Source organism: Streptomyces solicavernae (assembly GCF_029968095.1).
Lineage (GTDB): Bacteria > Actinomycetota > Actinomycetes > Streptomycetales > Streptomycetaceae > Streptomyces > Streptomyces solicavernae.
This window is the reverse complement of record NZ_JASCIR010000037.1, coordinates 18,150-40,930: the sequence shown is the minus strand read 5'-3', so window position 1 is coordinate 40,930 and position 22,781 is coordinate 18,150. Positions and strand designations below refer to the sequence as shown.

Sequence of the window (22,781 nt, the reverse complement as noted above, 5' to 3'; positions counted from 1 at the left end):
AGAAAATGCTCGGCTGCACGACCGTCCTCATCGGCCTGTTCGCACTGTCCACGCTGTACGTCCTGTTCGCCGCGAGCAGCACCCCCGCCGTCCCCGACGCGAAAGCCGTCGGCGAGGTCGCCGGCATCCCACCGCGGATGCTCGCCGCCTACCAGCAGGCCGCCGCCCAACTCCCTGAGCAGTCCCCCAAGTGCAACGGCATGAGCTGGCCGATCCTCGCCGGCATCGCCGCCATCGAGTCCAACCACGCCGCCGACCGCACCATCGCCGACAACGGCGACATCCGCCCGAAGATCTACGGCATCCTCCTCAACGGCACCGGCGGCGGAGGCAACACCACAGTGTTCGCCGACACCGACAACGGCCGCTACGACGGCACGGCGAGCGGCGAACGCGCCGTCGGCCCCTTCCAGTTCCTGCCCTCCACCTGGGAAGGATCCGGCCGCGACGCCAACAACGACGGCACGAAAGACCCGCACAACGCCGACGACGCCGCCCTCGGTGCCGCCGTCTACCTCTGCGGCAACGGCCGCAACCTCACCGACCGCAGCCAGCTCAAGGCCGCGATCTACCAGTACAACCGCTCCCAGGCCTACGTCACAGACGTCCTCGCCCGCATCGACCGCTACACCCAGCTCAGCAACGGCACCATCCGCCTCGGCCAGAACACCAGCAGCACCGCCCGCACCGTCATCAATGCCGCCCTCGCCGAACAAGGCGAGCCGTACTCCTGGGGCGGCGGCAACGCCGACGGCCCCAGCACCGGCATCTGCTGCTCACCCGGCGGCAAATCCGGCACCCACATCACCGGATACGACTGCTCCGGCCTCACCCTCTACGCCTACGCCAAGATCGGCATTCACCTGCCCCGCACCGCAGCCCAACAAGCCGAACAAGGCCAGCGCATCCCCGCCAAAGCCGGACTGAAAGCCCTACGGCCCGGGGACCTCGTCTTCTTCGCGTACGACCCAACGAGCAACGCCACGATCTACCACGTCGGCATCTACCTCGGCGACGGACAAATGGTCAACGCCCCCCGGCCCGGCACCAAAGTCCGCACCGAGCCCGTATGGGACCACGCATACGCAGGAGGCGCCCGTCTCCTATGAGATCCCCCGCTTCCGGTAGGGCCGCATTTGAGATGGCCGTTTCTCACGCACTCGTCCGTCAAGGTGTCCAGCCAGCCACCACGACGGAGAACCCCAAGGTCAGCCAGGTGGCCATCACCGGCGCGTCCGGAGCCGATCGAGAAATGGCCAACAAGATGAGAAACACGCCCGGACAGATCGGTGAGAAGGCCTCAAGGACCCGCAGGTCACGGCCGTCTGGCCGGACAAGAAGTTCGAGAACCTACACTGCCACCGCGCCCCGCCGCGCCGTCGTAGTGCCGCTCCTGGCCGCCGCCGTCTGCATCCTGACCGGCCTCGCACTCCTTCGACCCGACAGCGCACCACCCGAAGACCGCCCCACCCGACCAACCGCAGCACGAGAGCCGGAGCGGACACCCGAAGGAAGCGATCCAGCCACCGGCGGCGGAGAGTCGACGCCCCCAGACAACCGGGGGAGCGACCCCCGTACGGCACTCAACGGCGTCCCGGTGGCCGGGGACGGGCCCGCCGGCGACCGCGCCGTACAGCGCGTCCTCAACCGCGCCTCTACCCCTAACCTCGACCGCCGTACGGAGAAGGAACTCATCGACCTCGCCTCCCGGATCTGGAAAGCCGAGGTCACCGGCCAGAACCGCGCACAGTGGCCGGACTACTTCACCGACAAGCCCCTGCGCTCCCCCTTGCGTGACGTACGGATCCAGGCGGCGATCGCCCGCGCCACGGACGACAAGGACCACCGCGTCGAGGTGCGCCTCGTGTGGGCCGGCGCCCGCGAATCAGGCCCGGTAGAAGACGGCCGTCTCGGCCAAGTTGTTCTCACCCGCTACCAGGACAACTGGAGGCCCGTACGGTGACCACCCAAACCCAGCCAAGAACTGCACTTTTCAGTACAAGACGTGACGAACCAGTGCGAGGAACTACCAATAGCCACTGGGCACTTGACAGAGGGTTATGTACCGTGACCAAGACAACGGGGCAAGCGGGGGACGAGCCAACTCAGCTAGGCGCGAACCGTCTGCTCCCACCACCAGCACCAACGAACACCACGGTGACAGGCCGTAACGGGGAGGGCGAGTTGACCGCCGCACCATTCACAGATCGTCCTCGACCGTCGCGCACGCGACACACAGTCGCCACGCTCCTGCTGGCCGCACTCACCGTGACCGTGTCCGGCTGCGGCGAGGACACTCCTGACGAACCCGCCAAGCCGACGAACACGAAGCCCTCCCAGCCGGCTCCCGAGCAGACCTCCGAAACGGCCGACCCCCAGGCCAAGGAGAAGGACGAGGTGCTCCGCTCGTACAGCGGCATGTGGACCGAGCAGATGAAGGCCTACCGAAAGGCCGACGCGAAGGGCACGGACCTTGAGAAGTACGCGACTCTCAAAGCCCTCGGCCGCTTCGAACTGGACCTGGCGCGGATGAAGAAGGCGGGGACCGTCGTGCGCGGTGAACTGGGACACGAGGACACCCGGGTCACGCAGCTCGACCTGAAGGCGAAGGTCCCCACAGCCAAGGTGACCGACTGCATGGACATCTCCAAGTGGCAGACCTACAACACGAAGCAGAAGAAGGTCATCCCATTCCCGGACGGCCAGCCCTTGCGCTACCAGGCGACCGCCTCCGCGGAGAGGTGGGAGGGCCGGTGGATGATCACCGAGTTCACCACGCACGGAGACAAGAAATGCTGAGGCGAGCGGGGATGACCGCAGGGGCGATCGTCCTGATCGCAGCCCCGATCTCCCAAGCCGCCGATGACCCGGTCGTCGGCAACAGCGCCGAGTGCGAGGGAACCGCCCTGACGGTCACCTTGTGCGCGGAGGACAGCTCCACCACACCGGGTTCAACCGGCAAACAGGATGCGAAGCCCGCGGGCAAGAAGAGCGGCAAGTCCGCCCCGAAGTGCACGTACGAGAAGCTCAACCCTCAGCCCCCGGAAAGCAACCTCGCGTACGAGGACCGCAAGCCGGGGCAGAAGGGCGCGGTCTACCGCATCATCTGCCCCGAGACCGGCCGCGTCGGTATCTCCTGGATTCCCGCGGGCGGCGCCCCCGCCGCGCCCGCGATCGACCCTGAGGTCGTCGCCCGCCAGGCCGTCGACCAGATGAAGCTCGTCGGCCCCGACATCGCCAGCCCGCGCGCGGGCGGGAAGTACACGGTCGGCGTGCCGATGTGGCTGTGGGTCAACCAGGGCGCTACCACGCTCGGGCCGACCAGCGCGACCGCGACCGCGGGCTCGGTGACGGTGACCGCGACCGCCGAAGTCACCGACATCGAGTGGGACTTGGGCGACGGCGGCGACGTCGTGCACTGCGACGGCCCCGGCACCCCCTACAAGAAGTCGTACGGCATGCAGGAGTCCCCGGACTGCGGGGCCCAGTTCGAGGCCCCGTCCAAGGGCGAGCCGGGCGGCAAGTACCAGGGCACCGCCACCGCGACCTGGACGGTCGAGTGGCAGGTCAACGGCGGCGGTGAGGCCGGGGAGTTCACCGAGGTCCGCGAGACCGACTTCGCCGTGTCAGTCGGCGAGTTGAAGGTCCTCGACTAACAGCCCGAAAGGCACCAAGCACGTGAAGCTGAAGAACTCGAAGGTTCCCGCACCGGCCGCACCGGCGGCCGCCCATGGCGGCGTCGCACGTCCCGAAGTCGGCATTTCCGAGCCGCTGCCGCCCAGACAGCGCAGCCGCCCCCGGGCCGTCGTCGGCGCCATGATGGTGCTCTGCGGAGCCCTGGGCGTCTCCTGGCTGCTCAACAGCGCCACCGATCGGTCCGACGTGCTGGCCGTCGCCCGCGACGTTCCTTCCGGGCAGACGATCACCGCGCAGGACCTGCGGGTCGTCGCGCTGCCCGAGGACCAGGCGCTGCGCCCCATCCCGGCCAGCGAACGCGCCGACATCGTGGGACGCCGAGCCTCGATGCGGCTGACAGCCGGCTCCCTGCTGACCGACGGCCAACTGCAGGACGGCAACGGCCTGCGCCAGGGCGAGGAACTCGTCGCCGTCGCCGTCAAGCGCGGCCGGGCCCCGATCGACGCCCTCGAACCGGCCGACACCGTACGCGTCGTCCCCGCCCAGGAGGAAGGCGCCCGCAGCAAGCCGGCGCAGGAGTCCGAGGCGGAGGTCACCGGCCGGGTCGTGAAGGTCGGCCGCCCCGACACCTCGGGGACCGCGGTGGTGCAGATCGCCGTCCCCCAGGACCAGAGCAGCGCCGTCGCGTCCCAAGCCGTCGACGGCAAGCTCGGCCTGGTGCTGGTCACGAAGGGCTGAACCGGATGTCCGTCACCGTGATCACCTCCGCGCACAGCTGCGGAACCACCGTCTCCTCCCTTGCTCTGGCGCTCTCCTGCCCGAAGGTGTCGCTCCTGGTGGAGGCGGACTGCGCACAGGGCAGCGTCCGCCACGGCTTCCAACAGGGCCGATGGGGGCCGGAGATCGGCCTGTGGCACCTCGCCGAGGCCCAGCTGCACCAGCAGCTCGCCGAGGCCTTCGAGGCACATATGCGTCCCATGGACGCCGAGAACAACCGCTGGATCCTGCCCGGCCTGACCGACCCGGCCCAGGCGCCCGCGCTCGCCCCGGTATGGGAGCCGCTCGCGAGCCTGCTGCAGGCCATGGACCAGGGCGCCGGGTACGACGTGTTCGTCGACGCCGGCCGCGTCTCCCTCGAACCGGGCCAGCTGCACACGTCGCTGTACCCGTCGCGGCTGCTGCACCGCGCGGACCTGGTCCTCCTCGTCGTACGCAACAGCGTCACGTCGGTGGCGCAGACGGTTCCCGTCGCCGCCGCCCTGCGGGAGGAACTGGACCGCTCGGGAACCGGCGCGGACGCGCTGCGCGTCCTGATGATCGCCGAGCAGGGCCGCGCGCAGGGCATGCCCTCCGACGCGATCGCCCGCCGCCTGCAGGCCCCGGTCGTAGCGATGCTGCCCTGGGACCCGGACACCGCCACCTACTTCACCCACGGCTCCGAGCGGCCGCCGAAACTCGCGAAGTCCCCGCTGCTCAAGCAGGCCCGAACCGCGTGCTCCCAGCTCGAAGTCGAGACCCGCACGCGACGGCTGCGCCTGCAGATGCCGCCGGCCGCGGTCTCCTCGCCGGTCGTGGCCGGGGTGCTGCAGCGACTCGCCGCCTCACGCCAGCAGGCCCCGATGCCCGGCGCGGAGGCACCTCGTGGCTGACCACAACGGAACCCCCCAGACGCAGAGCCTCGCCGACCTGCTGCGCGGATCGCTGCAGCCGCCCGCGCCACCGGCCACCGCGCCGCTGCCCACGGCTCTGCCCCACCCCGTACAGCCGCCCACTGCCACGGCCACCACCGCCCCGCACGAGGTGCGGGTCGACGACCTGCCCGGCGCGCTGCCGGTGTCCCGCAAGGAGATCGCCGTGCTCCGCGACCGGGTCGCGGACACGATCTCCACCGCGGACGACGACGATCCGATGCCGACCGAGGAGGCCCGCCGCGAACGGGCCCGCGCCCTGGTCGCCAAGGCCGTGGCCCAGTGGGCCGTCAAGGAGTACCTCGGCCGTACGCCGCTGACCGCCGACGAGGTCGACGCGATCACCCAGGCCGTGTACGACCTGGTGTTCAGCGCAGGCCCGCTGCAGCGCTACTTGGACGACCCGGACGTGGAGAACATCCGCGTCGTCGGCACCACGACCCTCGTCTCCTACAACTCCCGCCCCGTCGAGCAGGTCGAGCCGGTCGTCGACACCGCCGCCGACCTGGAGGGGTTCATCAACCGGCTCGCCGCGAACTCCGGACACCGCGAACGGCGCCTCTCACCCGCCAGCCCGATGGTGTCCTTCCGGCTGCCCGACGGCTCCAGGGCCGAGGCCGGGCTCCTCGCCCCCGAGCCCTACCTGATCATCCGACGCCACGGCACCATCAAGGCCAGCATCAACGACATGGTCCAGTGGGGCTCCATCAACCTGGCCATGGCGCACTTCCTGCACGCCCTAGTCCTCGCCGGAAAGAACATGCTGATCGGCGGGAACATGGGCGCGGGCAAGACGTCCCTGCTGCGCGCCCTCGCCCGCCTGATCCCCTCCCACGAGTGGATCACCATCCTCGAATCCGACAAGGAGTTGTACCTGGAGGAGGGCTACGAGCACGGCCAGACCCCCCACGCTCTGGCGCTCGAAGCGCGCTTCTCCAACGGAGAGTTGGACAGCAGCGGCAAGGAAGTCGGCCGCATCGGAGTGGCCGACATGTTCGCCCACTCCCTGCGTACCGCGGCCAGCCGCGTCATCGTCGGCGAGGTCCGCGGCGACGAGGCCGACGCGATGCTCGAAGCAATGAGCGCCGGCGGCCGGGGCACGATGTGCACCTTGCACGCGGACCATCCCGACCTGATCCTTCCCCGCCTGGTCACCCTCTGCCAGAACCGCACCAGGGAGTCCGTGCACGAACTGGTCTCCACCGGCGTGCACTTCATCGTGTTCGTCCGCATGATCGACCAGCGTCAGATCGGCGGCCGGATCCACCGCTTCGTCTCCCACATCACCGAGCTGCGCCCCGGCGAGGACGGCAAGCCGTCCTGGCAGCACATCTTCGAGCCCACCCCCAACGACCCCCGCGGCAGCTTCAAGATGATGCCCTCGCAGGGCGTCATGGAAGACCTGGCCAACGTCGGCTTCGACCCGGACTGGTTCCGCGTGGAGCGCGGCAAGTGGACGGCCCCTCTCGATCTGGCCAAGCCCCGTCTGCGGAAGGCCACCTTGTGAACACGACCCAATGGAGCCTGCTCGCCGCGTTCTTCGGGGCGCTCATCGTGGCCGGACTCCTGCTCACCGCGACGGGAATCCGCGGCGTGGCCGTCCAGCCAGGCCGCCCCGCCACCCGCCGCCAGCTGATGTGGCGCCGCATGCAGGCCTCCATGCCTGAGGCCTGGGCCTCCAAGTACCGCATGCTCACCGCCGTCGCCGCCCTCGCCGCGGTCGCGACCTGGGTGGTGACGCTCCGCCCGGTCCACGGGCTCATCGCTGCCGCGGCCGTGCTGGGCCTGCCGTGGATCTGGAACCCCGCCGGCACCGCGCAGCGGCAGATCGTACGGCTCGAAGCGCTCGCCGAGTGGCTGCAGCAGCTGGCCGGCATGCACCAGTCCTCCGCCACCCTGGAGACCTCGATCTCTGCGTCAGCAACCCGCTGCCCGCAGGCGATCCGCCCCCAGGTGCGCACGCTGGCCGCCCGGCTCCGTATGGGCGTCGACCCGGCCCACGCCTACCGGCAGTTCGCCGACCAATTCGCCGACGGAGCCGTCGACAACGTCGTCCTGCTGTTCCTCACCCACACCCAGGACCATGGCAGCGGCCTCAGCAACGCCCTGAAAACCATGTCCCAACTCACCTCCGCCGAGGCGAATTCGCTGCGCAGCATCGACGCTGAACGCAACCGCGTACGCGTCTCCACCCGCTGGGTCTCCCTCATCAGCATGGCCATGATCGGCTACACGGTCACCGGCTCCTGGGGCGAGGTCTACCGCACAGCGACCGGACAGCTCGTCCTCATCGTCCTCGCCACCCTGTTCGCCGCAGCTCTGTGGTGGCTGCGCCGCATGGCGTACACGCCCCCGGACCCGCGCCTGCTGGACCCGCTGCCGACCCGGACCACCCCCAACCACGGTGCAGTGCTCTCGGACGGAGGCGTCCTGTGATCTCGCCCGCCGCACTCATCACGGGCGCCCTGATCGGGGGCGGCCTGTACCTGCTGCTGACGGAGCTGTTGCCCGCGCGGCCCGACGCCGACGCGGTCCTCGACCGCCTCGACGGCACCACACCCCCGCCGCCCACGGTGCACGCCACGGCGTCCGGGAGTACGCCGCTCGTCGAGCGCACCGGCTACAAGGCACTCGCCTCCTTCGGTCACCTGCTGGGCGTCGCGCGCAGCGACCTGGAGGTCCTTGGCCGCTCACCCGCCGAGCACATGGGCACCAAGATCCTCGGCTCGCTCGCGGCGCTCGCCGTCCCGCAGGTCTTCAACGCGCTGCTGCTGGCGGCCGGCGCCCCGCAGCTGGCCGTGCCGCTGCTGGTGGTCTCGATCGTGTTCGCCGTGATCGTGTGGTTCAACGCCGACCACGAAGTACGCGCCAACGCCCGCGAGAAGCGCCTGGAGTTCCGGTTCGCCGTCGCCTCGGTCCTGGAACGCGCACAGCTCGTACGCAGCGCCAACGTCGGTGTCGAGGCAGCCCTCCTGCACACCGTGCAGGTCGGGGACCACTGGATCCTGCACCGCATGCGCGCCGCCCTCAACCGGGCCGAGCTCGCGGGCATCGAGCCGTGGGAAGCACTGAAGCAGCTCGGCGACGAGCTGGACATCCCCGAACTGGCCAGCCCTGCCGAGTCCTTCTCCCTCGCCGGATCCGGCGCGAAGATCATCGCCACGCTGGACACGCAGGCCAAGGCGCTCCGCACGCGGCTGCGCACCGACAAGCAGGCCGAGGCCAGCGGGGCGTTCGAGAAGCTGCCGCTCCCCTCCACCGTGGTTTTCGCTATCACCTTCGCCGCGTTCGCCTACCCCGCCGTCCTCGGACTCACCGCACGCTGACGGCGCACCGACCACCCGCACAGAAGGAGAACTCTCCATGCACCCCACCGACTTCGTCCGCCGCGCGGGCCAGCGCCTGCACGTCGCCCTCACCACCCGCATCAACAGCATCACGGCGAAGACCCGCGAGGACACCGGCGCCATGTCGACCCTGGAGGCCCTGGGCATCGGCATCGTCGTCATGGCCGGCGTGGCCACCTTCGTCCTGGCCTGGAACGGCGCCCTTGAGGGCCTCGTCGCCGACTTCAAGTCCGCTGTAGGCAAGTAGATGCAGCGGCTCCGGGCCTTCTGGCAGCGGCGACTGGCGCGCATGCACCGGGACGACGGCATCAGCACCCTGGAGTTCTTCGTGCTGGCCCCGATCCTGCTGATCGTGCTGTGCGCCGCCGTCCAGATGGGGATCTGGTACCTCGGGGACGCGGCAGCCGCGACCGCCGCCCGAAAGGGCGCCGAGACCGGATCGTCCTACCAGTCCACCCCCGCCGAAGGAGCCGCACGGGCCCACCGCTGGCTCGCCGGGATCGGCATCGTGCGCGACGTGAACGTATCCACCGCCGGATCCACCGGCGAGAAGGTCCAGATCACCGTCGACGCCCAGGTGATGAACTTCCTGCCGTTCCTCGACATCTCCATCCACCGCAGCGCCGAGGACATCGTCGAACAATGAGCCCCCACACGCCGCCGAAAGCCCGCCGGGCCCCCGCCCGAGCGGGCACCTGGCGTGCCCGTCTGCGCGAGGACACCGGCGCCTACACGCTCGAAGCCCTCGTGTGCACGCCCGTCGTCCTGTTCGTGGTGGTGCTGCTCGCCGCGTACGGCCTGGCGGGCATCGGCGACACCACCACCGCCAACGCGGCGGCGGCCGCCGCCCGCGCGGCCAGCCGGGCCAGCGCTCCCGAAGGCGCCGAGGCCGCCGGCCAGGACGCCGCCCGCTCCGCCCTCAGCAAGGCCGGGCGGACCTGCGAGGAGTCCTCGATCGAGATCGACGTCAGCAACTTCCCCAAAGCCGTCGGCGATCCGGGGCAGGTCAGCGTGACCGTGACGTGCACCGTGTCGCTGTCCCAGCTCATGGTGCCTGGACTGCCTGGCGCGAAGACCCTCGAATCGACCCGCGTCAGCTACGTGGACCAGTACAACAGCCGCACCGACCAAGGCGGTGACGGCTCATGAACCGATGGTTGCGCGCGCTCCGCACCCAAGCCATGTCCGACAAGGGCTCGGTCACCCTGTACTACCTCGGCTTCGGCATCATCCTCATCGGCCTGCTGGCCCTCATGACAGACATGGGCCGCTACATGAAGGCCTCCGCCGACAGCGAGGACCTCGCCGCCGAAGCCGCCCGTGCCGCAGGCCAGCAGATCATCCCCGAAGACGCGATCGGCGGCCACGGCACCGCAGTCGACCCGGCCGGCGCCGAGGCCGCCGCAGCCGAGTTCCTCGAAGAAGCCGGATCGTCCGGCACCGCCCGCGTCTCCGCCGACGGCCAGAAGATCACCGTCACCGTGCACGACACCTACGAGCCCATCCTCCTGAGCGGGCTCGGCTTCGGAACCTTCAATGTGACCGCCCGCTCGACCGCCACCCTCGTACGCACGGACCCCCAAGGATGACCATGCGCCCCCAACTACCGCTCGCCGTACGGCTCCTGCGGGCCGTGGCCAGCCTCGCCGCCCTCGCCACTCTCCTCGTCGGCGTCCCCGTCCTGCTCCTCAACGCCGGAACCCTGCCCGGACACGTGCCCAGCGCAGACGAGATCAGCGAAGCGGTGCAGTACGACGACGGCAGCACCCTGCTCATCGTTCTCACTGTGGCCGCCTGGGCGTTCTGGGCCTGGTTCGTCGTCTCCACCGCGCTTGAGACCGGAGCGCTGCTGCGGCGCAGGCCCTCCCGGCCCCGGCGCGGCCTCGCCGCCCCGCAGCGCCTGGCCGCATTCCTCCTCGGCGGTCTCCTAGTCCTGCCCGCCAGCACCGCGATGGCCGCCTCCACCCCCGCCGTCGCGGCCACCGCCCCCCACACCCCGCAGCACACCACCGAACAGGCAGCGCCCGCAGCACCCGCCCAGGCCGCTGAGCGGACAGCCACTGCTGCGACCTCTGTGCACGTCGTGGCCGAGGCGGGGGAGACGGTGTGGGACATCGCCGAAGCCACGCTCGGCGACGGACAGCGCGCCGTCGAAATCCGCCAGCTCAACCCCGATCTGCCGACCGGAGCCACCCTGCCCGTCGGCACCACCGTGCAGCTGCCCGCCGACGCCCGCACCACCCAGACACCGGCCACCGACACCGCGGCCCACCCCGCCGCCGACAGCGCCCCGCGCCCGGCCGGAGGCCACACCGCCACCGTCGACGAGGAGCGGCACGACGCCGAGCGCGTGGTGAAGCCCGGCGACACGATGTGGGAGATCGCCGAGGAGGAGACCGGCTCCGGCACGAAGTACGTCCAGATCTTCGAAGCGAACAAGGGCGCCGCGCAGCCCGGCGGCACCCGGCTGACCAACCCGGCCGACATCCGCCCCGGCCTCAAGCTCACCATCCCGCACGCCTCCGCCCCGGCCGAGGACGCCAAGCCGGACGCCCCCAAGTCACCGGACCGCGAACGGACTTCCACCGACGATCGCCCCGCCGAACCCGACACCCCCGCCGACGACGAACAGCACGGTGCAGGCGGTGGCGCCGCGGAGACGCCGCCGAAGAAGACGGAGAAGCCCGCCGCGGAAGAGGACAGCGCGCCGTCTCCCTCCGCCTCCGGACACGAAACGCAGGCTCCTTCGGCCGCCCCGTCCACGAAGCCGGCCGAGCCGGACACCGCCGAACCGACGCGCCCCGCAGACGAGCCCGCCGCCCCCTCCACGAGCGAATCCACCGTCGACGCCCGCCACATCGCCGGACTCGGCATGCTCCTCGCCGGCACCCTGGCCGGAACGATCGCTGTGAAGCGCCTGCTCCAGCGGCGCCGCCGCAACCCCGGCGAGACGATCGCCATGCCCGACACCCCCGGCCCCGTCGAGCAGGTCCTCAACGCCACCGCCGAACCCGCCAGCGTCGACCTCCTCGACGACGCCTTGCGCACCCTGGCGCACCACGCCGCCGAACACGACCGCGCCCTGCCCGAGCTGCGCGGCGCCCGGGTCACCGCCACCGGCATCGAACTCCTCCTCAACGGTGCCGCCGAGCCGCTGCCGCCCTTCACCCACGTCGCCGAACAGCGCTGGACGCTCGACCCCGCCCACCCGCTCATCGACAGCCCGCACACCGTCGCCGCCCCCTACCCCGGCCTCGTCCCGCTCGGCACCGACCCCGACGGCAGCCACATCCTCCTCAACCTCACCCACACCCGCGTCCTCCTCCTGGACGGCGACGACCAGGACGTACGCGACACCGCACGCGTCATAGCCCTCGCAGCCGGCACCAGCGCATGGAGCGACCACGCCGACATCCTCACCGTCGGCCTCGGCACCGAACTGCCCACCCTGCTGCCCCAAGGCCGCCTGCGCACCGTCCCTTCACTGCGCGCCGCACAGACCGACCTGGGCGAACTCCTCCTCGAACACCACCAAGGCGACGAGCCAGCGGACCCGCTGCCGTGGATGCTGATCTGCTCCGCCGACGCCATCCGGGCCGACGACGTACAGTCCCTGGCCGACTCGCTCGCCGCCGCCCACGACATGCCCGTGGCGCTCGTCCTGCCCGCGCGGCACGCCGCAGCAGGATTCCCCGACGCCGTACGCCTCCAGGCCGGCACCGACACACCCCAGCACCTGGACCTCCTCGACACCGACCTCGTCCTGCAGACCCTCCCCGAGGAGGACTACCGGGAGTTCCTGCGCATCCTGCACAGCGCAGACGAACCCGCCCGCCCAGCAGAAGGCGCCTGGCGACACGTCCCGCCCGTCAGCCTCACCAAGACCGACACGGACACCGGCCCCAGCAGCGTCCCCCTGCTGGCCACGGTCACCGACCCAGCCGCCGACGCGGTCGACGAGCCCGAGGCACCGTTCGCCGCGCTCACCGACACCGCGCCCAGCGGCGGCACCGTGCACGTCCTCAACCCGACTCCGGCCGTCCACGAAGCCCCCGACGGCAACCCGGAGCCCGAAGCGCCCGAGGAGAGCGCGGCTGCCCCGGCCCTCCTGCTCGACCAGGACGCGGCAGACGAGACCGAATTCCCCACCCAGCAGCCGGAGATCACCGGTGACGGGCCTCTGATCCGGGTGCTGGGCCCGGTCGAGGTCACGGGCGTCGAGGCCTCCGGCCACGGCCCCAAACTCGCCGCGCTCGCCTCACTGATCTACTTCAAGCCCGGCATCACCGGCGACACGATCTGCGACGCCATGGACCCGATGGAGCCCTGGGCCAAGCGAACCCTGCAGACCCGCATCTCCGAACTCCGCAACCGCCTCGGCACGGACAGCGACGGAAACGTCTACCTGCCCCGCGCCCGCACCGGCGGCTACCGCCTCTCCGACCACGTCCGCTGCGACTGGACCCAGTTCGAGGACCTCGCCACCCGCGGACTCACCACGGGCGAGACCGAAGGAATCGCGGACCTCGCCGCCGCCCTCGACCTGGTGACCGGCCGCCCCTTCGACGGCGACCAGCCGCCCTGGGCCGCAGCCCGCATCCAGGAGATGCTCGTCCGCATCACCGACGTCGCCCACACCCTCGCGACCTGGCACCGCACGGCTCCACGCCCCAACCTCGACGCCGCCCGGCGCGCCGTACGCGTCGGCCTCGACATCGACGACAGCTCCGAACTCCTCTACCAGGACTGGATGCTCATCGAGGACCAGGCGGGCAACCGCGACGCCGTACGCGCCGCGTACGACACGCTCCTCGCCGTCAACCGGAGCCTCAGCGTCGGCACCGAGCCGGAGACAGAGCGCGTCTACGACTCGATCATGCGGCGCAGCGCGTGACCCTCAACCACACGGAGAACTTCATGGCGAACATCTGGGTACAGGCCATCAACCCGCGCAGGCCGGACACCCTCATCCTGGTTCGCACAGACACGATCACCCAACTCAGCGTCAACGACGTGCGGATATTCGCCTCGCGCGTCGAGTCGAACGACGCGGTCCTGCTGGTCCACCGCGACACCGAAGGCGGAAAGCCCCTCCCGGAGGACTTCCACATGTCCTACCTCGTCACCATGGCCAAGGCGCGGGAACAAGCCCGTGACAGCGTCGACGACCTGATCCTCCTCGCTGATCGCGACGACAACGGAAACTGGGATTGGTCGATCTTCACCGCCTCCGAACTCCTTGCCTGAGGCGGAAGGGTGAGCGAACGGGGATCGGATGCGGCAGGCGGGCCTGCCCAGCAGGATTGCGCAACTCGCCAACCCAGGTGGCTGGTTCCTCAGATCGGGATGGTTCCGCGTGCCCCCGATCCAGGGGTGGATGATCTGGCGGAGATGCTCGTGGCAGCTCTCCTCGACGGTGAGTGGGCTGAGCTCGACGATGCGCTGACAGGGCAGGGGCAGCAGGAACGGCTGGTGCCACTGGTGGACCGGATCTGCGAACGCTTGCCGCAGCGCCAGCAACAGGAGTGGACACACCGGAAGGCTGCTGTCCTGGTCGGGAGTTTGGCGGACGCCCTGACCCGTGAACGTGACGGCTCGGCCGCGCACGAACGGCGGCGTCGGGAGCTCCAACGACGACTGAACGCCGAACGCGGCGAGGTAGCAGAAGGCATCTACCCGCCGGCCCCCGGAGACTGGCCTCGGCTCGCTCTGATCATTGTCTGCGCAGTGCCGAGCCGAGCTGGCGGCCAGAGGTGTGGTGCCGAGAGGGCTCGAGCCTTCACGGTCCCCCATCGAGAGCCCGAAGGCCCGGTTCTGATCGTGCAGAACGCCGGGCGTATCGATCGACCGCACCGACTGGAGACCCGCGTACCACCAGACTTCAGCGGCGGCACCGATGTGGTCACCAGCTATAGCAAACGCTGTGTGATGAATGGTCACAACACCCTGGAGCTAGATGGCGAGCAGATTCGCGGCGGTGTGGAAATGCCGTTCTCCTGGCTGCGCGAGCCATTCACGAGGTTCGCCGAACCCAGCGGATCCGGGGACCCGGTGCAAGTGCCCTGGAGACCAGGCGGCAATTTTCCCACGCTCTACCGCGGGCAGTCGGTAGAATCCTTTCGCAAATCACATTGATGACGCCCGTGGCATGAGCCGCGAGAGCCCCGGTGGTCGCGTTCCGGGATCCCCTTGAAGGAGGGGCTCCCGAGTGTTGCCCGAAATCATGTACTGGGCCTTCCCGCGTCTGCTGCTAGTCCTCGCGTTCGCCCTGGCTGTGGTCGTACGCCGCCACTGGAGCCGGAGTTTCCCGCCTGTCTGGCGCTTTCTCGTCGTACGCCCCCTGTGGTGGCTCGTCATGCGAGCCCTGGGCTACGAGGACCCGGCGACGATCTATCCCCGCTTCCGGAACCGGGTGCGGGTCGCGTGGGAGAGGCGCCTCATGGAATGGCTCGAACGCTAGCCGTGCGGCAGGACCCGGGTACAGCGACGCCCGCCCCGGTCGGGGCGGGCACACAGGGCGTACGGCCATCTAGGACTTGTCCGGACGATCATGTGACTGTCTCGGGCCCGGGTCGTTGTTCTGGGCATGGGGCGGGGTGATCTGACAGATGCGGAGTGGGAACGGCTGCGGCGTTCCTGCCGGTGAGCAACAGGCGTTGTGGTCGGTGGCGGGATCACCGGCAGGTGATCGACGGGATTCTGCACCGGGTGCGGACCGGGGTGCAGTGGCGTGACCTGCCCGAGCGGTTCGGCCCGTGGAAGACGGTCTATGAACGCCACCGGCTGTGGTCCGCCGACGGCACCTGGGAACCCCTGCTTCAGCAGGTCCAGGCCGAGGCCGACGCGGCGAGCTCGACTGGGACATCTCGGTCGACTCCACCGTCGTCCGCGCGCATCAGCATGCGGCCGGCGCCCGCACCGATCCGCCGCCAACTCCCGCCTCAAAGGGGGCCGGAGCGGCAGAACACCAGGGCGAAACTCCGTGGCAGAGCCTGCACGGCCGCCTGGTGGAGGTGGTGCGGGAGGCGAGGGCCTGGGCCGCTCGCGCGGCGGGTTCACCAGCAAGCTCCACCTGAGCGCGGACGGCCGCTGTCGACCGCTGTCCCTGATCGTCACGCCGGGACAGCGGGCCGACTGCACCCAGTTCAAACCGGTGCTGGAGAAGATCCGCGTCCCCAGGACCGGACCGGGCAGGCCCCGCAGAAAGCCGGACAGCCTGGCGGCGGACAAGGCCTACAGCAACGCGCCGTGCCGCGAGTACCTGCGGCGCCGGGGCATCCGGCACACGATCCCGGAGAAGACCGACAGCCAGGGCGCCCGCCTGCGCAAAGGCTCACGCGGCGGGCGGCCACCGGGCTTTGACGAAGAGCGGTACAAGAAACGGAACACCGTCGAACGGGCCATCAACAAGCTCAAGCACGCACGAGCGGTTGCCACTCGCTACGACAAGCGCGGATACGTCTTCCTCGGCACCGCCACCGCAGCAGCCCTCGTCATCTGGCTCCGCACATGATCGGCCGGACAAGTCCTAGGCGATTCTCAGGTGCGGCACTGACAACGGTCGGGCGCAGCAGGGGAATCGGGCCGAGAGCACCGTCCCGAGCTCAGCTTTGTTGTGCCCGGCGGGCGTTGACGACAGAACGCCAGCGGTCGCGGGTGGCGGTGGCGCTGACGAGCCACTGCGGCTCCGTGTGGCCGTCGGGCAGGGGGAGGCCTGCCATGAAGTGGACGATGTCGATGTAGTACGCGAAGTCGCCGCCCTGGGTGAGCTCGCGGAGCCGGGCGATTGTGGCCGCCAGGGCCTGCTGGTCGTCGTGGACGGCCTGGTGGAAGGCCAGGGCGAGCTCGAGAGTGGGTGTCATCGAGGTGAGGCCGGCGATGTCGAGTTCGGTGCGCAGGGTGCGGACGCGGTCTTCGACCGTGGGGTTGCCGGCGTCGCGTACGAGGGCGGCGATGGCGGCGTTGATGCCGGTGGCGCGCAGCGAGAGCGGGGCGAGGAGTTGCTGGGCGAGGTCGAGTTCGTCGTCGGCCTGCTCGGGGTTGGTGAAGGCGACGGCGAGTGCGCGCAGGGCTTGGCAGTGGGCGGCTTCGCCCGCCTTGGCGTGTTGCTCGGCTTCGGTGCGGCCGGCGAGGTAGGCGTCGGCGGCGCGCTCGGGTTCGCCCTGGAGCCAGAGGACGTCGCCGAGGACGCGTTGGTGGCGTCCTTCCCAGCCCAGGTGCTGTGCGGCGTCGTAGGCGGTGGGGAAGTCGCCGGCGAGGCGGGCGGCCTGGGCGAGGCCGCGGCGGGCGTTCTGGGCGAGGCGGCCGCCGCCGTCGACGACCTGCTGGTAGCCGTGGCGTGAGTCCGTACTGCGGCCGATGTCGCGCAGCGCCTTCGCCCGGTAGTACAGGGCGAGGTCGTGGAGCTCGTCGGGCAGCAGGGCGGAGTCGATGACGCTGGTGAGCCGGTCGACGGTACGGCCACGGTGCTCGTGCTGGCGCCGTGCGAGCGCGCTGAGCGTTTCGATGAGCGCGTCGGTGGCACTGCCCAGCCCGCCCTGGGCGTCGGCGGGGCGGGGGTGGGGGAGGGGTTCCCATACGGAGTCGCCGATGTACTGCCAGCTCGCGTCTTCGAGCCAGTCGAGGTCGAATCCGAATTCGGCGGCGAGGGCGAGGCCTTGGCGCAGGCACGCCACGAGGAGCTTGCGGTCGCGGGCGGCTCCGGCGCGCCATTGGGTGCCGAGCGCGGTGTGGGCGCGTTCGGCGGCCTGTTGCCAGTCCCGTGGTGTCCAGGCGTCGTCGGTGCGGTCGTCCGCGGTGCGGATGGTGGAGCGGATCACGGCGTGCAGGGAGTACGGCCAGGTGCTGAACGGCTGCTCGCGGACGAAGGGCCGCTCGATGAGCCGCAGCGCGGCCGCTTCCTGGGCGAGGCCGGCGGTGCGGGCGGCGAGGGGGACGTCGAACGCGTCGAGCAGGGCAGCGGCGCGCACTACGTGCCGCTCGTCGGGGGTGAGGTCCTGCAAAGTGCGGGCGATCAGGGCGGGGAAGTCGGTGTCGAAGTCGCCGGGTTCGAGGGTGCGGCCGCTGCGGCGGAGTTCGAGGAACCGCATCACCGACAGGTCGAGGTAGAGCGGCAGTCCGTGCGAGCGTGCCGTGATGGTCTGCCGCACTACATCGCTGATCAGAGGTCGGCCGTTGCTGGTGAGCCGGCGGGCGAGGTAGTCGTCGCAGTCCTCCGGCGCGAAGTCGCCGATGAGGACCTGCCGTTCACCGTCTCCCGGCTGCTCCGGCATGCGGGCCCGGGGCACGTCACGGGCCACCAGGCCGGGCCAGGCGAGCGGGCCGGTGTAGTCGAGTTGGCCCTGCAGCTGCTCGTCGGCCCACTGCAGCCGGCCGCGTCCGGTGACCACGAACAGGGCGTTCGGCATCAGCCACACGATCCGCTGCAGCAGCCGCTCCAGATCGCGGTGCGTGCGGTCGCCGGTGTCTTCGAACGTGTCGAGGAGGATGACCGGCACGACCCGCTGTTCGGCGGGCAGTTGGGCGAGCTCCCACGCGAGCAGGTACGGGTAGTACGACAGGGCGTCGAGGGTGGGTTCGGCCTCCAGGAGGTCGGCCAACAGCGCGCACCCGGCCAGGGCCCGGACGGTCTGGCGACGCTCCCGCAGCGCGGTCACCAGCGATCCGGTGACCTGCCCGATGACCGATCCAACCGTGCCGGGCATCAACAGCGCCTGCGCGACATCGGACAGGGCGTTCTGCATCTGCTGGGGCAGGGCCTGCCCGAACTTCGAGCCGAGCCCGGCACGCTGCAGATACTGCTCCAGCGGCTCGCCGGGGTGGTTGTGCTCCCAGTAGCGGCGCAGCGCCAGGTCGAAGGCGGGCAGCGGCCGGTTGAGGTGGGCGGCGAGCGCGAGCCGGATGGTCAGGGCGACCTGCTCGAAGTCGAGTCCGGCCGAGCGGGACAGGTCGATCCGTACCGGCACGAGCCGCTGCCCTTCCCAGGACGGCTCACCCCACTGGGACGGCCGCTGCGCGGGGTCGGTGAGCGAGGCTTCGAGCTTGCGTGACAGGGTCGTCTTGCCGATGCCGCCGATCCCGTAGAACACCACGACGTTGTTCCGCGCGGCCTCGAAGTCCTCGACCGTGAAGCCAGGTTCGGCGATACGCCGCAGGTGGTCGGCCAGTGCCGTGGTGACGCTCTCCCACTGTGCCTGCCGGTTCGTGAACGCCTCCGTCGACGTGAGCGCCCGGTCGTTCACGCTGAACAACGCCCGCAGATCGGCCATGCCCCACCCCCGAAGTGATCATTTTCCGCACAGCCTAGGCCCGCGCCCCTGCCGTACGGGAGGCGTCCCCGCCACGGCCCGTCCCAGCCGCGCAGTTCCAGCCGCTCGCGGCGGCCGGGAGCGGCCCAGGGACAATGGCCCGTCCGAATCACCCCACTTCAAGGACGGTTTCCCCGTGTACGACGATTCCGCAGATCCCGCTACCGCCGAGGCACTCCAGCAGGTGGAGGGCGTGATCGCCCAGCTGTCCGAGCAGATGCGCGAAGCCCGCGCGAGCGGCGACGCAGACCGGCTGGAGCAGCTGAAGGCCGAGTACGGCCAGGCGCTCGCCGACCGCAGCGAGCTCCAGGAGGGCGACGGCGGCGAGGAAGCCGAGCAGGTCGCGGCCCGCTACGCGGCCCGCCTGAAGGAACTCGGCGCCGAGTAGCCCGCCTCAGCCCGGCGCATCGGCAGCGCCGCGACAGCCACCGGCCCCGCAAGCGTCCCGGGCTGGAAGCCTGCGGGCATGAGCGGACGGGCCAGCCACAGGATCTGCCGCACCTCGGCCCGGTACTGCGGCAGAGCCGCGAGCAGGTGGCGGTGCACGGCCAGGAACCGCGACGCCTCCTGCTCGGTGTAGGGCCGCTCCTGCTCCGCCAGCAGCGCCCCCATCGCGCCCGTAGGGCGTACCCAACCGCCGTCGTCGAGGCGCTCGTTGCGGTACACGGCGCTGCCGTCCCGGCGCACCACCGCCACCGAGCCAACCAGCCCGCTCGTCTCCGCCGCCCGTACGGCCTCGGGAAGTACGGCGAAGCTGCGGTCATGCCCGGCGGCGGTGGTGAACCGGGCCGGCAGCCGCTCGTCCCCGGCGACGGCCGCGTAGCGGGCCGCGGTCCCCTGCCGGCTGTCCGCACTGCGCACCGCCAGGACCACCAGCTCCACCCGGTACCCGGCCTCGTGGAACGGGCGCGCGCTGTCCAGGAACTGCTCCACGCTGCCGGGCGCCATCTCGATCAGCACGTCCCCGCGCCGCGCGCGTACGTACGCCTCGGCCTGGGTCTGCCAGGCCCGGTAGTCCGCCCGGATCTTCGAACTCGCGGTCCGCGGATTCTCCCGCAGCGACCGCCGGTAGTCCGGGTGGTTCGCCTTGAAGAAGTCGCCGGTGACCCACGTCGGACGACCGCGCAAGGTCCTGCGCACCATCTGGGCCGCACGGGTCTTGCCCGCCCCGGGCTGCGCCTTCACGAACACGACAACCGGCCGCTCCTGTGCGGTGATCCGCCCGAGGAACGACGGCACGATCAGCTCGTCGAAAATCCAGGTGTGCTCGTCGTGGGAGAGCCGGTGGTAGTCGACGCCCGGCGCCTCGGCCCGCGGCTGGGCGATGCGCCGGACCGGTTCGGCGAGCGCCGCGACACGCTCGGCGTCGCGCCTCACGGCCAGGCTCTTGTCCTCCGGCACGAGCCCGGCATGCACCCGCCGGTCCGCATCAGCCAGATGCTCCCGGAAGACCGCCGTCTCGGCCGGGCCCCAGGGCCGGGACCTCTCACCCAGCAGCACCGAGGCCGCGCGGGCCCGGTGCTGCCAGGTGCCGTCGGTGAGGTTGTTGGTGTAAAGCACCTGCAGGTCGCGCCGTACGACCGTCACGCGGTCGGCGAGGCGCTCGTCCTCGATGACCTTCAGGCCGAGCGGCAGCTGCTTCGCGCAGTTGTCGTGGTTCTCCCAGGACACGTACCTCCCGCCGCCGGCCTCGGCGCCGTCCAGGAACCTTCGCAGCACGCCGAGTTGGCTGACCGCCTCGGGCACGGCCAGGGCCACGACCTCGATCCGGTACCCCGCCCGCCGGTACGCCGCGGCCGCCGTGCGGAACGCATGCGGGTCTGCGAGCGCGCTTTCGACGAGCGCGTCGTATCGGCGTTCCCGCACATGCTCCTCGACCAGGGCATGCCAACGCCGAGTGTCCGGGCGCACCTTGGCGCCCGCGGTGCGCACGTCGTTCTCGACGTGGGTCTCGTACCGCTCGTGCACGGCCTTGTAGAGGTCGACGCCGACGAGCACGGCACCGCCACGACGGTCGAGGACGTGCTGCAGGATGCCGACCAGCTGGGTCTTGCCCGCCCCTGGCTGTCCGACCACGAACACGACCACGGGCTGCTGCTGTGGGACGGCGTGCCGGGTCCAGGTCGGCAGGATCAGCCGGTCGAGGACGTCACGACTTGCTGTCTGGCTCAGCACGTCCTGCTGCCCCGTGCGGTCGGTCATCCTGTTTGTCCCTTACTTCTCGGTTTGCTCTTGACGGTCGCCGCCGGCGGCGGGTGGTGGCGGGGTGTCCGGTCTTTGGGGGAGTTCGGCGCCGTCCCGGCGGACGTACCACTCCCAGAGCTGGCGGGTGATGTTGCTGCGGTCGCTGCCCGCGCGGTGAGTGGCGGCGTCGAAGTCCGCCACCAGCTCGTCGTCGATGCCGCGTAGGACGCGTTGCTTGTGGCGGTGGCGGTGCTGTCTGCGGCGTTCGTCTCCTGTGGTCATTCGCCAATCCTGCCCGGTGGCTTGCCACCATGCAAGCACCCTGACACTCTGGTGGCAAGCCACCGGGAGGGGGCGCATGCATGTCGAGTCACGTGAGCAGGCCGAGACCCGAGTGCGACGGATGGCCACCGGCCTCAACAGCGAGGCTGCCTTGTGTATGGCGTGGATGGCCACCGAGGGACGGGGCGGTACTCAGGAAGTCGCCCTGGTCCGCGGCTGGATCATGGACGAGTTCCAGGCGCGCCTGGGCGACGACCTCTTCGACGAATGGCTGATGACGGTCGACGCCGACGGCAACTCCCTCGACCGCTTGGCCTTCTTCGAGCAGGCCGGGTGCATCACCACCGAGTCGGCCCTCGCACTCCCGACCCGCCACAACGGCAACGACGGAGGCCGTGGTGACCGGTGACGTGAGCGAGCTGCTGCGCGGACTGCCCAAGGGGGTCCTGTTCGTCGAGGTTGGGGCGTCTGGACCCGGGGAGTCGACGGCGGCTGCCGTCGCCCGCGCTCGTGAAGCCTGAGCTAGCGGCACGGGTAGTGGCCGATTCGCGCTCTGTCCGTCGCGTGCTGCCGATGATGGGCTGGTCGTTGTGTCGGGGATCATTGCGGCCGCTATTGCCGTCATCGGAACGCTGCTGGGCGCTGTCGTCGCGCACCGCTATCAGGAGAAGATCGCAGCCCGGTCCGCGGCCCATGCTGACCGTGAGCGAAGCTACCAGCGTCTTCTTGATGCGTGTACCAGCTTCATTGCCCTGGCGGAGGACTATCGGCGGGCGCAGTACGACCGGTGGACAAGCCAGCACGCAACACCCGACTCCGAGGCGACCTTCACAGCCCGGGCAGAGTCGTACCGGCTGTATGTCGAGGTCCGAAGCAGCGTATTCCGGCTCCGCCTTGTTGCCATTGGCCCGGAGGCGCAGCAGCTTGCCGAGCAGGCTGCTGCGATACAGGTGAAGACTCGGGAGATCTTCTTCGCTGCGGACAAGGCGGACATGCTCGCCCGAGGCGAGGCAGCGGAGCATGCCTGCGAAGCCTTCGCGGTCGCCGCCAAAGAAGTGCTGGCCGAGGGAGACCGATAAGCAGCGGCACAGTCGCGCAACGTTCGACAAGAACCGCTCAAAATTCGCTGCGCCGGAAGAGCGAGACGTGCCTCGGCATGCCGCACCTTGGCGAGAAAATCGAACATCAAGGCGCGGGCGAACCGCTGCCGCCCTTGCGCTGTTGGGCCGATGCCCCGTCAGTTCGAACCCAGGGTCTTGACGGGCGGTCAGTTCGACGGGGATTTCCTCGACCGGAGAAGAAGCGTGATGGTGCGTGGCGAACTCTCTGACCACTTA

23 protein-coding genes and 1 pseudogene are annotated in these 22,781 nt (G+C 70.3%); 21 read left to right on the top strand and 3 right to left on the bottom strand.

The features are described 5' to 3' along the window. The first annotated feature begins 5 nt into the window (after nucleotides 1-5). From QIS99_RS28270 to QIS99_RS28185, 18 genes and pseudogenes are all read left to right on the top strand, one after another. A complete protein-coding gene (locus QIS99_RS28270) occupies nucleotides 6-1,109 on the top strand; it encodes a C40 family peptidase (protein WP_282516543.1) in 1,104 nt (367 codons plus the stop codon). Nucleotides 1,110-1,597: 488 nt separating this feature from the next. Further along, nucleotides 1,598-1,963 (top strand): hypothetical protein, encoded by a 366-nt coding sequence (locus QIS99_RS28265; protein ID WP_282516536.1) that lies wholly within the window; start codon nucleotides 1,598-1,600, stop codon nucleotides 1,961-1,963. A 305-nt stretch (nucleotides 1,964-2,268) separates the two neighbouring features. Further along, nucleotides 2,269-2,799, top strand: a complete 531-nt coding sequence (locus QIS99_RS28260) for a hypothetical protein (RefSeq protein WP_282516535.1) — start codon at nucleotides 2,269-2,271, stop codon at nucleotides 2,797-2,799. Continuing rightward, on the top strand, nucleotides 2,793-3,656 hold the full coding sequence (locus tag QIS99_RS28255) for an ATP/GTP-binding protein (RefSeq protein ID WP_282516534.1): 864 nt from the start codon (nucleotides 2,793-2,795) through the stop codon (nucleotides 3,654-3,656). The genes QIS99_RS28260 and QIS99_RS28255 overlap by 7 nt, the downstream gene beginning before the upstream one ends. A 22-nt stretch (nucleotides 3,657-3,678) precedes the next feature. Further along, on the top strand, nucleotides 3,679-4,374 hold the full coding sequence (locus tag QIS99_RS28250; protein ID WP_282516533.1) for an SAF domain-containing protein: 696 nt from the start codon (nucleotides 3,679-3,681) through the stop codon (nucleotides 4,372-4,374). Between the two features lie 5 nt (nucleotides 4,375-4,379). Next, nucleotides 4,380-5,285, top strand: coding sequence for a MinD/ParA family ATP-binding protein (locus QIS99_RS28245; protein WP_282516532.1), 906 nt, complete (start codon nucleotides 4,380-4,382; stop codon nucleotides 5,283-5,285). After that, nucleotides 5,278-6,831, top strand: coding sequence for a CpaF family protein (locus tag QIS99_RS28240; RefSeq protein ID WP_282516531.1), 1,554 nt, complete (start codon nucleotides 5,278-5,280; stop codon nucleotides 6,829-6,831). Before QIS99_RS28245 ends, QIS99_RS28240 begins: the two co-directional genes overlap by 8 nt. Further along, entirely contained in the window at nucleotides 6,828-7,760 is a 933-nt protein-coding gene (locus QIS99_RS28235; RefSeq protein WP_282516530.1) for a type II secretion system F family protein, read from the top strand. The genes QIS99_RS28240 and QIS99_RS28235 overlap by 4 nt, the downstream gene beginning before the upstream one ends. Beyond that, the gene (locus QIS99_RS28230) at nucleotides 7,757-8,650 is read left to right on the top strand and encodes a hypothetical protein (RefSeq protein ID WP_282516529.1); all 894 of its coding nucleotides are present in this window, start codon (nucleotides 7,757-7,759) and stop codon (nucleotides 8,648-8,650) included. The genes QIS99_RS28235 and QIS99_RS28230 overlap by 4 nt, the downstream gene beginning before the upstream one ends. Before the next feature lie 37 nt (nucleotides 8,651-8,687). Further along, nucleotides 8,688-8,918, top strand: a complete 231-nt coding sequence (locus QIS99_RS28225) for a hypothetical protein (protein WP_282516528.1) — start codon at nucleotides 8,688-8,690, stop codon at nucleotides 8,916-8,918. Continuing rightward, entirely contained in the window at nucleotides 8,919-9,317 is a 399-nt protein-coding gene (locus tag QIS99_RS28220; RefSeq protein WP_282516527.1) for a TadE/TadG family type IV pilus assembly protein, read from the top strand. Then, complete coding sequence (locus QIS99_RS28215) at nucleotides 9,314-9,820, top strand: hypothetical protein (protein WP_282516526.1); 507 nt, start codon at nucleotides 9,314-9,316, stop codon at nucleotides 9,818-9,820. Before QIS99_RS28220 ends, QIS99_RS28215 begins: the two co-directional genes overlap by 4 nt. Further along, nucleotides 9,817-10,260, top strand: coding sequence for a pilus assembly protein TadG-related protein (locus QIS99_RS28210; protein ID WP_282516525.1), 444 nt, complete (start codon nucleotides 9,817-9,819; stop codon nucleotides 10,258-10,260). Before QIS99_RS28215 ends, QIS99_RS28210 begins: the two co-directional genes overlap by 4 nt. A gap of 2 nt (nucleotides 10,261-10,262) precedes the next feature. Next, on the top strand, nucleotides 10,263-13,565 hold the full coding sequence (locus QIS99_RS28205) for a LysM peptidoglycan-binding domain-containing protein (RefSeq protein ID WP_282516524.1): 3,303 nt from the start codon (nucleotides 10,263-10,265) through the stop codon (nucleotides 13,563-13,565). Nucleotides 13,566-13,588: 23 nt separating this feature from the next. Then, a complete protein-coding gene (locus QIS99_RS28200; protein ID WP_282516523.1) occupies nucleotides 13,589-13,918 on the top strand; it encodes a hypothetical protein in 330 nt (109 codons plus the stop codon). Nucleotides 13,919-14,044: 126 nt separating this feature from the next. After that, nucleotides 14,045-14,806 (top strand): hypothetical protein, encoded by a 762-nt coding sequence (locus tag QIS99_RS28195; RefSeq protein WP_282516522.1) that lies wholly within the window; start codon nucleotides 14,045-14,047, stop codon nucleotides 14,804-14,806. 73 nt (nucleotides 14,807-14,879) lie between these two features. After that, the gene (locus QIS99_RS28190) at nucleotides 14,880-15,131 is read left to right on the top strand and encodes a hypothetical protein (RefSeq protein ID WP_282516521.1); all 252 of its coding nucleotides are present in this window, start codon (nucleotides 14,880-14,882) and stop codon (nucleotides 15,129-15,131) included. Between the two features lie 126 nt (nucleotides 15,132-15,257). Beyond that, nucleotides 15,258-16,184 (top strand): annotated as a pseudogene (locus QIS99_RS28185) (IS5 family transposase). 91 nt (nucleotides 16,185-16,275) lie between these two features. Here the strand turns inward: QIS99_RS28185 and QIS99_RS28180 are convergent. Beyond that, nucleotides 16,276-18,939 carry an ATP/GTP-binding protein gene (locus tag QIS99_RS28180; RefSeq protein WP_282516520.1) on the bottom strand — a complete coding sequence of 888 codons (2,664 nt, stop codon included), beginning with the start codon at nucleotides 18,937-18,939 and terminating at the stop codon, nucleotides 16,276-16,278. Nucleotides 18,940-19,114: 175 nt separating this feature from the next. Here QIS99_RS28180 and QIS99_RS28175 point away from each other — a divergent pair, with 175 nt between their 5' ends. Continuing rightward, a complete protein-coding gene (locus QIS99_RS28175) occupies nucleotides 19,115-19,366 on the top strand; it encodes a hypothetical protein (protein ID WP_282516519.1) in 252 nt (83 codons plus the stop codon). On the opposite strand, the gene QIS99_RS28170 is transcribed toward QIS99_RS28175, so the two are convergent. Together QIS99_RS28170 and QIS99_RS28165 are read right to left on the bottom strand one after the other, a co-directional pair. Further along, complete coding sequence (locus tag QIS99_RS28170) at nucleotides 19,330-21,180, bottom strand: zeta toxin family protein (protein WP_282516518.1); 1,851 nt, start codon at nucleotides 21,178-21,180, stop codon at nucleotides 19,330-19,332. The two genes, QIS99_RS28175 and QIS99_RS28170, sit on opposite strands and share 37 nt — an antisense overlap. 12 nt (nucleotides 21,181-21,192) lie before the next feature. Beyond that, nucleotides 21,193-21,444 (bottom strand): hypothetical protein, encoded by a 252-nt coding sequence (locus QIS99_RS28165; RefSeq protein WP_282516517.1) that lies wholly within the window; start codon nucleotides 21,442-21,444, stop codon nucleotides 21,193-21,195. 76 nt (nucleotides 21,445-21,520) lie between these two features. Here QIS99_RS28165 and QIS99_RS28160 point away from each other — a divergent pair, with 76 nt between their 5' ends. Together QIS99_RS28160 and QIS99_RS28155 are read left to right on the top strand one after the other, a co-directional pair. Continuing rightward, a complete protein-coding gene (locus QIS99_RS28160; protein WP_282516516.1) occupies nucleotides 21,521-21,853 on the top strand; it encodes a hypothetical protein in 333 nt (110 codons plus the stop codon). Nucleotides 21,854-22,034: 181 nt separating this feature from the next. Further along, the gene (locus tag QIS99_RS28155; RefSeq protein ID WP_282516515.1) at nucleotides 22,035-22,523 is read left to right on the top strand and encodes a hypothetical protein; all 489 of its coding nucleotides are present in this window, start codon (nucleotides 22,035-22,037) and stop codon (nucleotides 22,521-22,523) included. Nucleotides 22,524-22,781 lie beyond the last annotated feature (258 nt).

Bases quoted from the DNA above. Each gene is read 5' to 3' on its own strand.
- QIS99_RS28215 (WP_282516526.1), top strand. From the start codon at position 9,314: ATGAGCCCCCACACGCCGCCGAAAGCCCGCCGGGCCCCCGCCCGAGCG.
- QIS99_RS28160 (WP_282516516.1), top strand. From the start codon at position 21,521: ATGCATGTCGAGTCACGTGAGCAGGCCGAGACCCGAGTGCGACGGATG.
- QIS99_RS28210 (WP_282516525.1), top strand. From the start codon at position 9,817: ATGAACCGATGGTTGCGCGCGCTCCGCACCCAAGCCATGTCCGACAAG.
- QIS99_RS28270 (WP_282516543.1), top strand. From the start codon at position 6: ATGCTCGGCTGCACGACCGTCCTCATCGGCCTGTTCGCACTGTCCACG.
- QIS99_RS28225 (WP_282516528.1), top strand. From the start codon at position 8,688: ATGCACCCCACCGACTTCGTCCGCCGCGCGGGCCAGCGCCTGCACGTC.
- QIS99_RS28220 (WP_282516527.1), top strand. From the start codon at position 8,919: ATGCAGCGGCTCCGGGCCTTCTGGCAGCGGCGACTGGCGCGCATGCAC.
- QIS99_RS28170 (WP_282516518.1), bottom strand. From the start codon at position 21,180: ATGACCGACCGCACGGGGCAGCAGGACGTGCTGAGCCAGACAGCAAGT.
- QIS99_RS28165 (WP_282516517.1), bottom strand. From the start codon at position 21,444: ATGACCACAGGAGACGAACGCCGCAGACAGCACCGCCACCGCCACAAG.
- QIS99_RS28205 (WP_282516524.1), top strand. From the start codon at position 10,263: ATGCGCCCCCAACTACCGCTCGCCGTACGGCTCCTGCGGGCCGTGGCC.
- QIS99_RS28200 (WP_282516523.1), top strand. From the start codon at position 13,589: ATGGCGAACATCTGGGTACAGGCCATCAACCCGCGCAGGCCGGACACC.
- QIS99_RS28255 (WP_282516534.1), top strand. From the start codon at position 2,793: ATGCTGAGGCGAGCGGGGATGACCGCAGGGGCGATCGTCCTGATCGCA.
- QIS99_RS28245 (WP_282516532.1), top strand. From the start codon at position 4,380: ATGTCCGTCACCGTGATCACCTCCGCGCACAGCTGCGGAACCACCGTC.
- QIS99_RS28180 (WP_282516520.1), bottom strand. From the start codon at position 18,939: ATGGCCGATCTGCGGGCGTTGTTCAGCGTGAACGACCGGGCGCTCACG.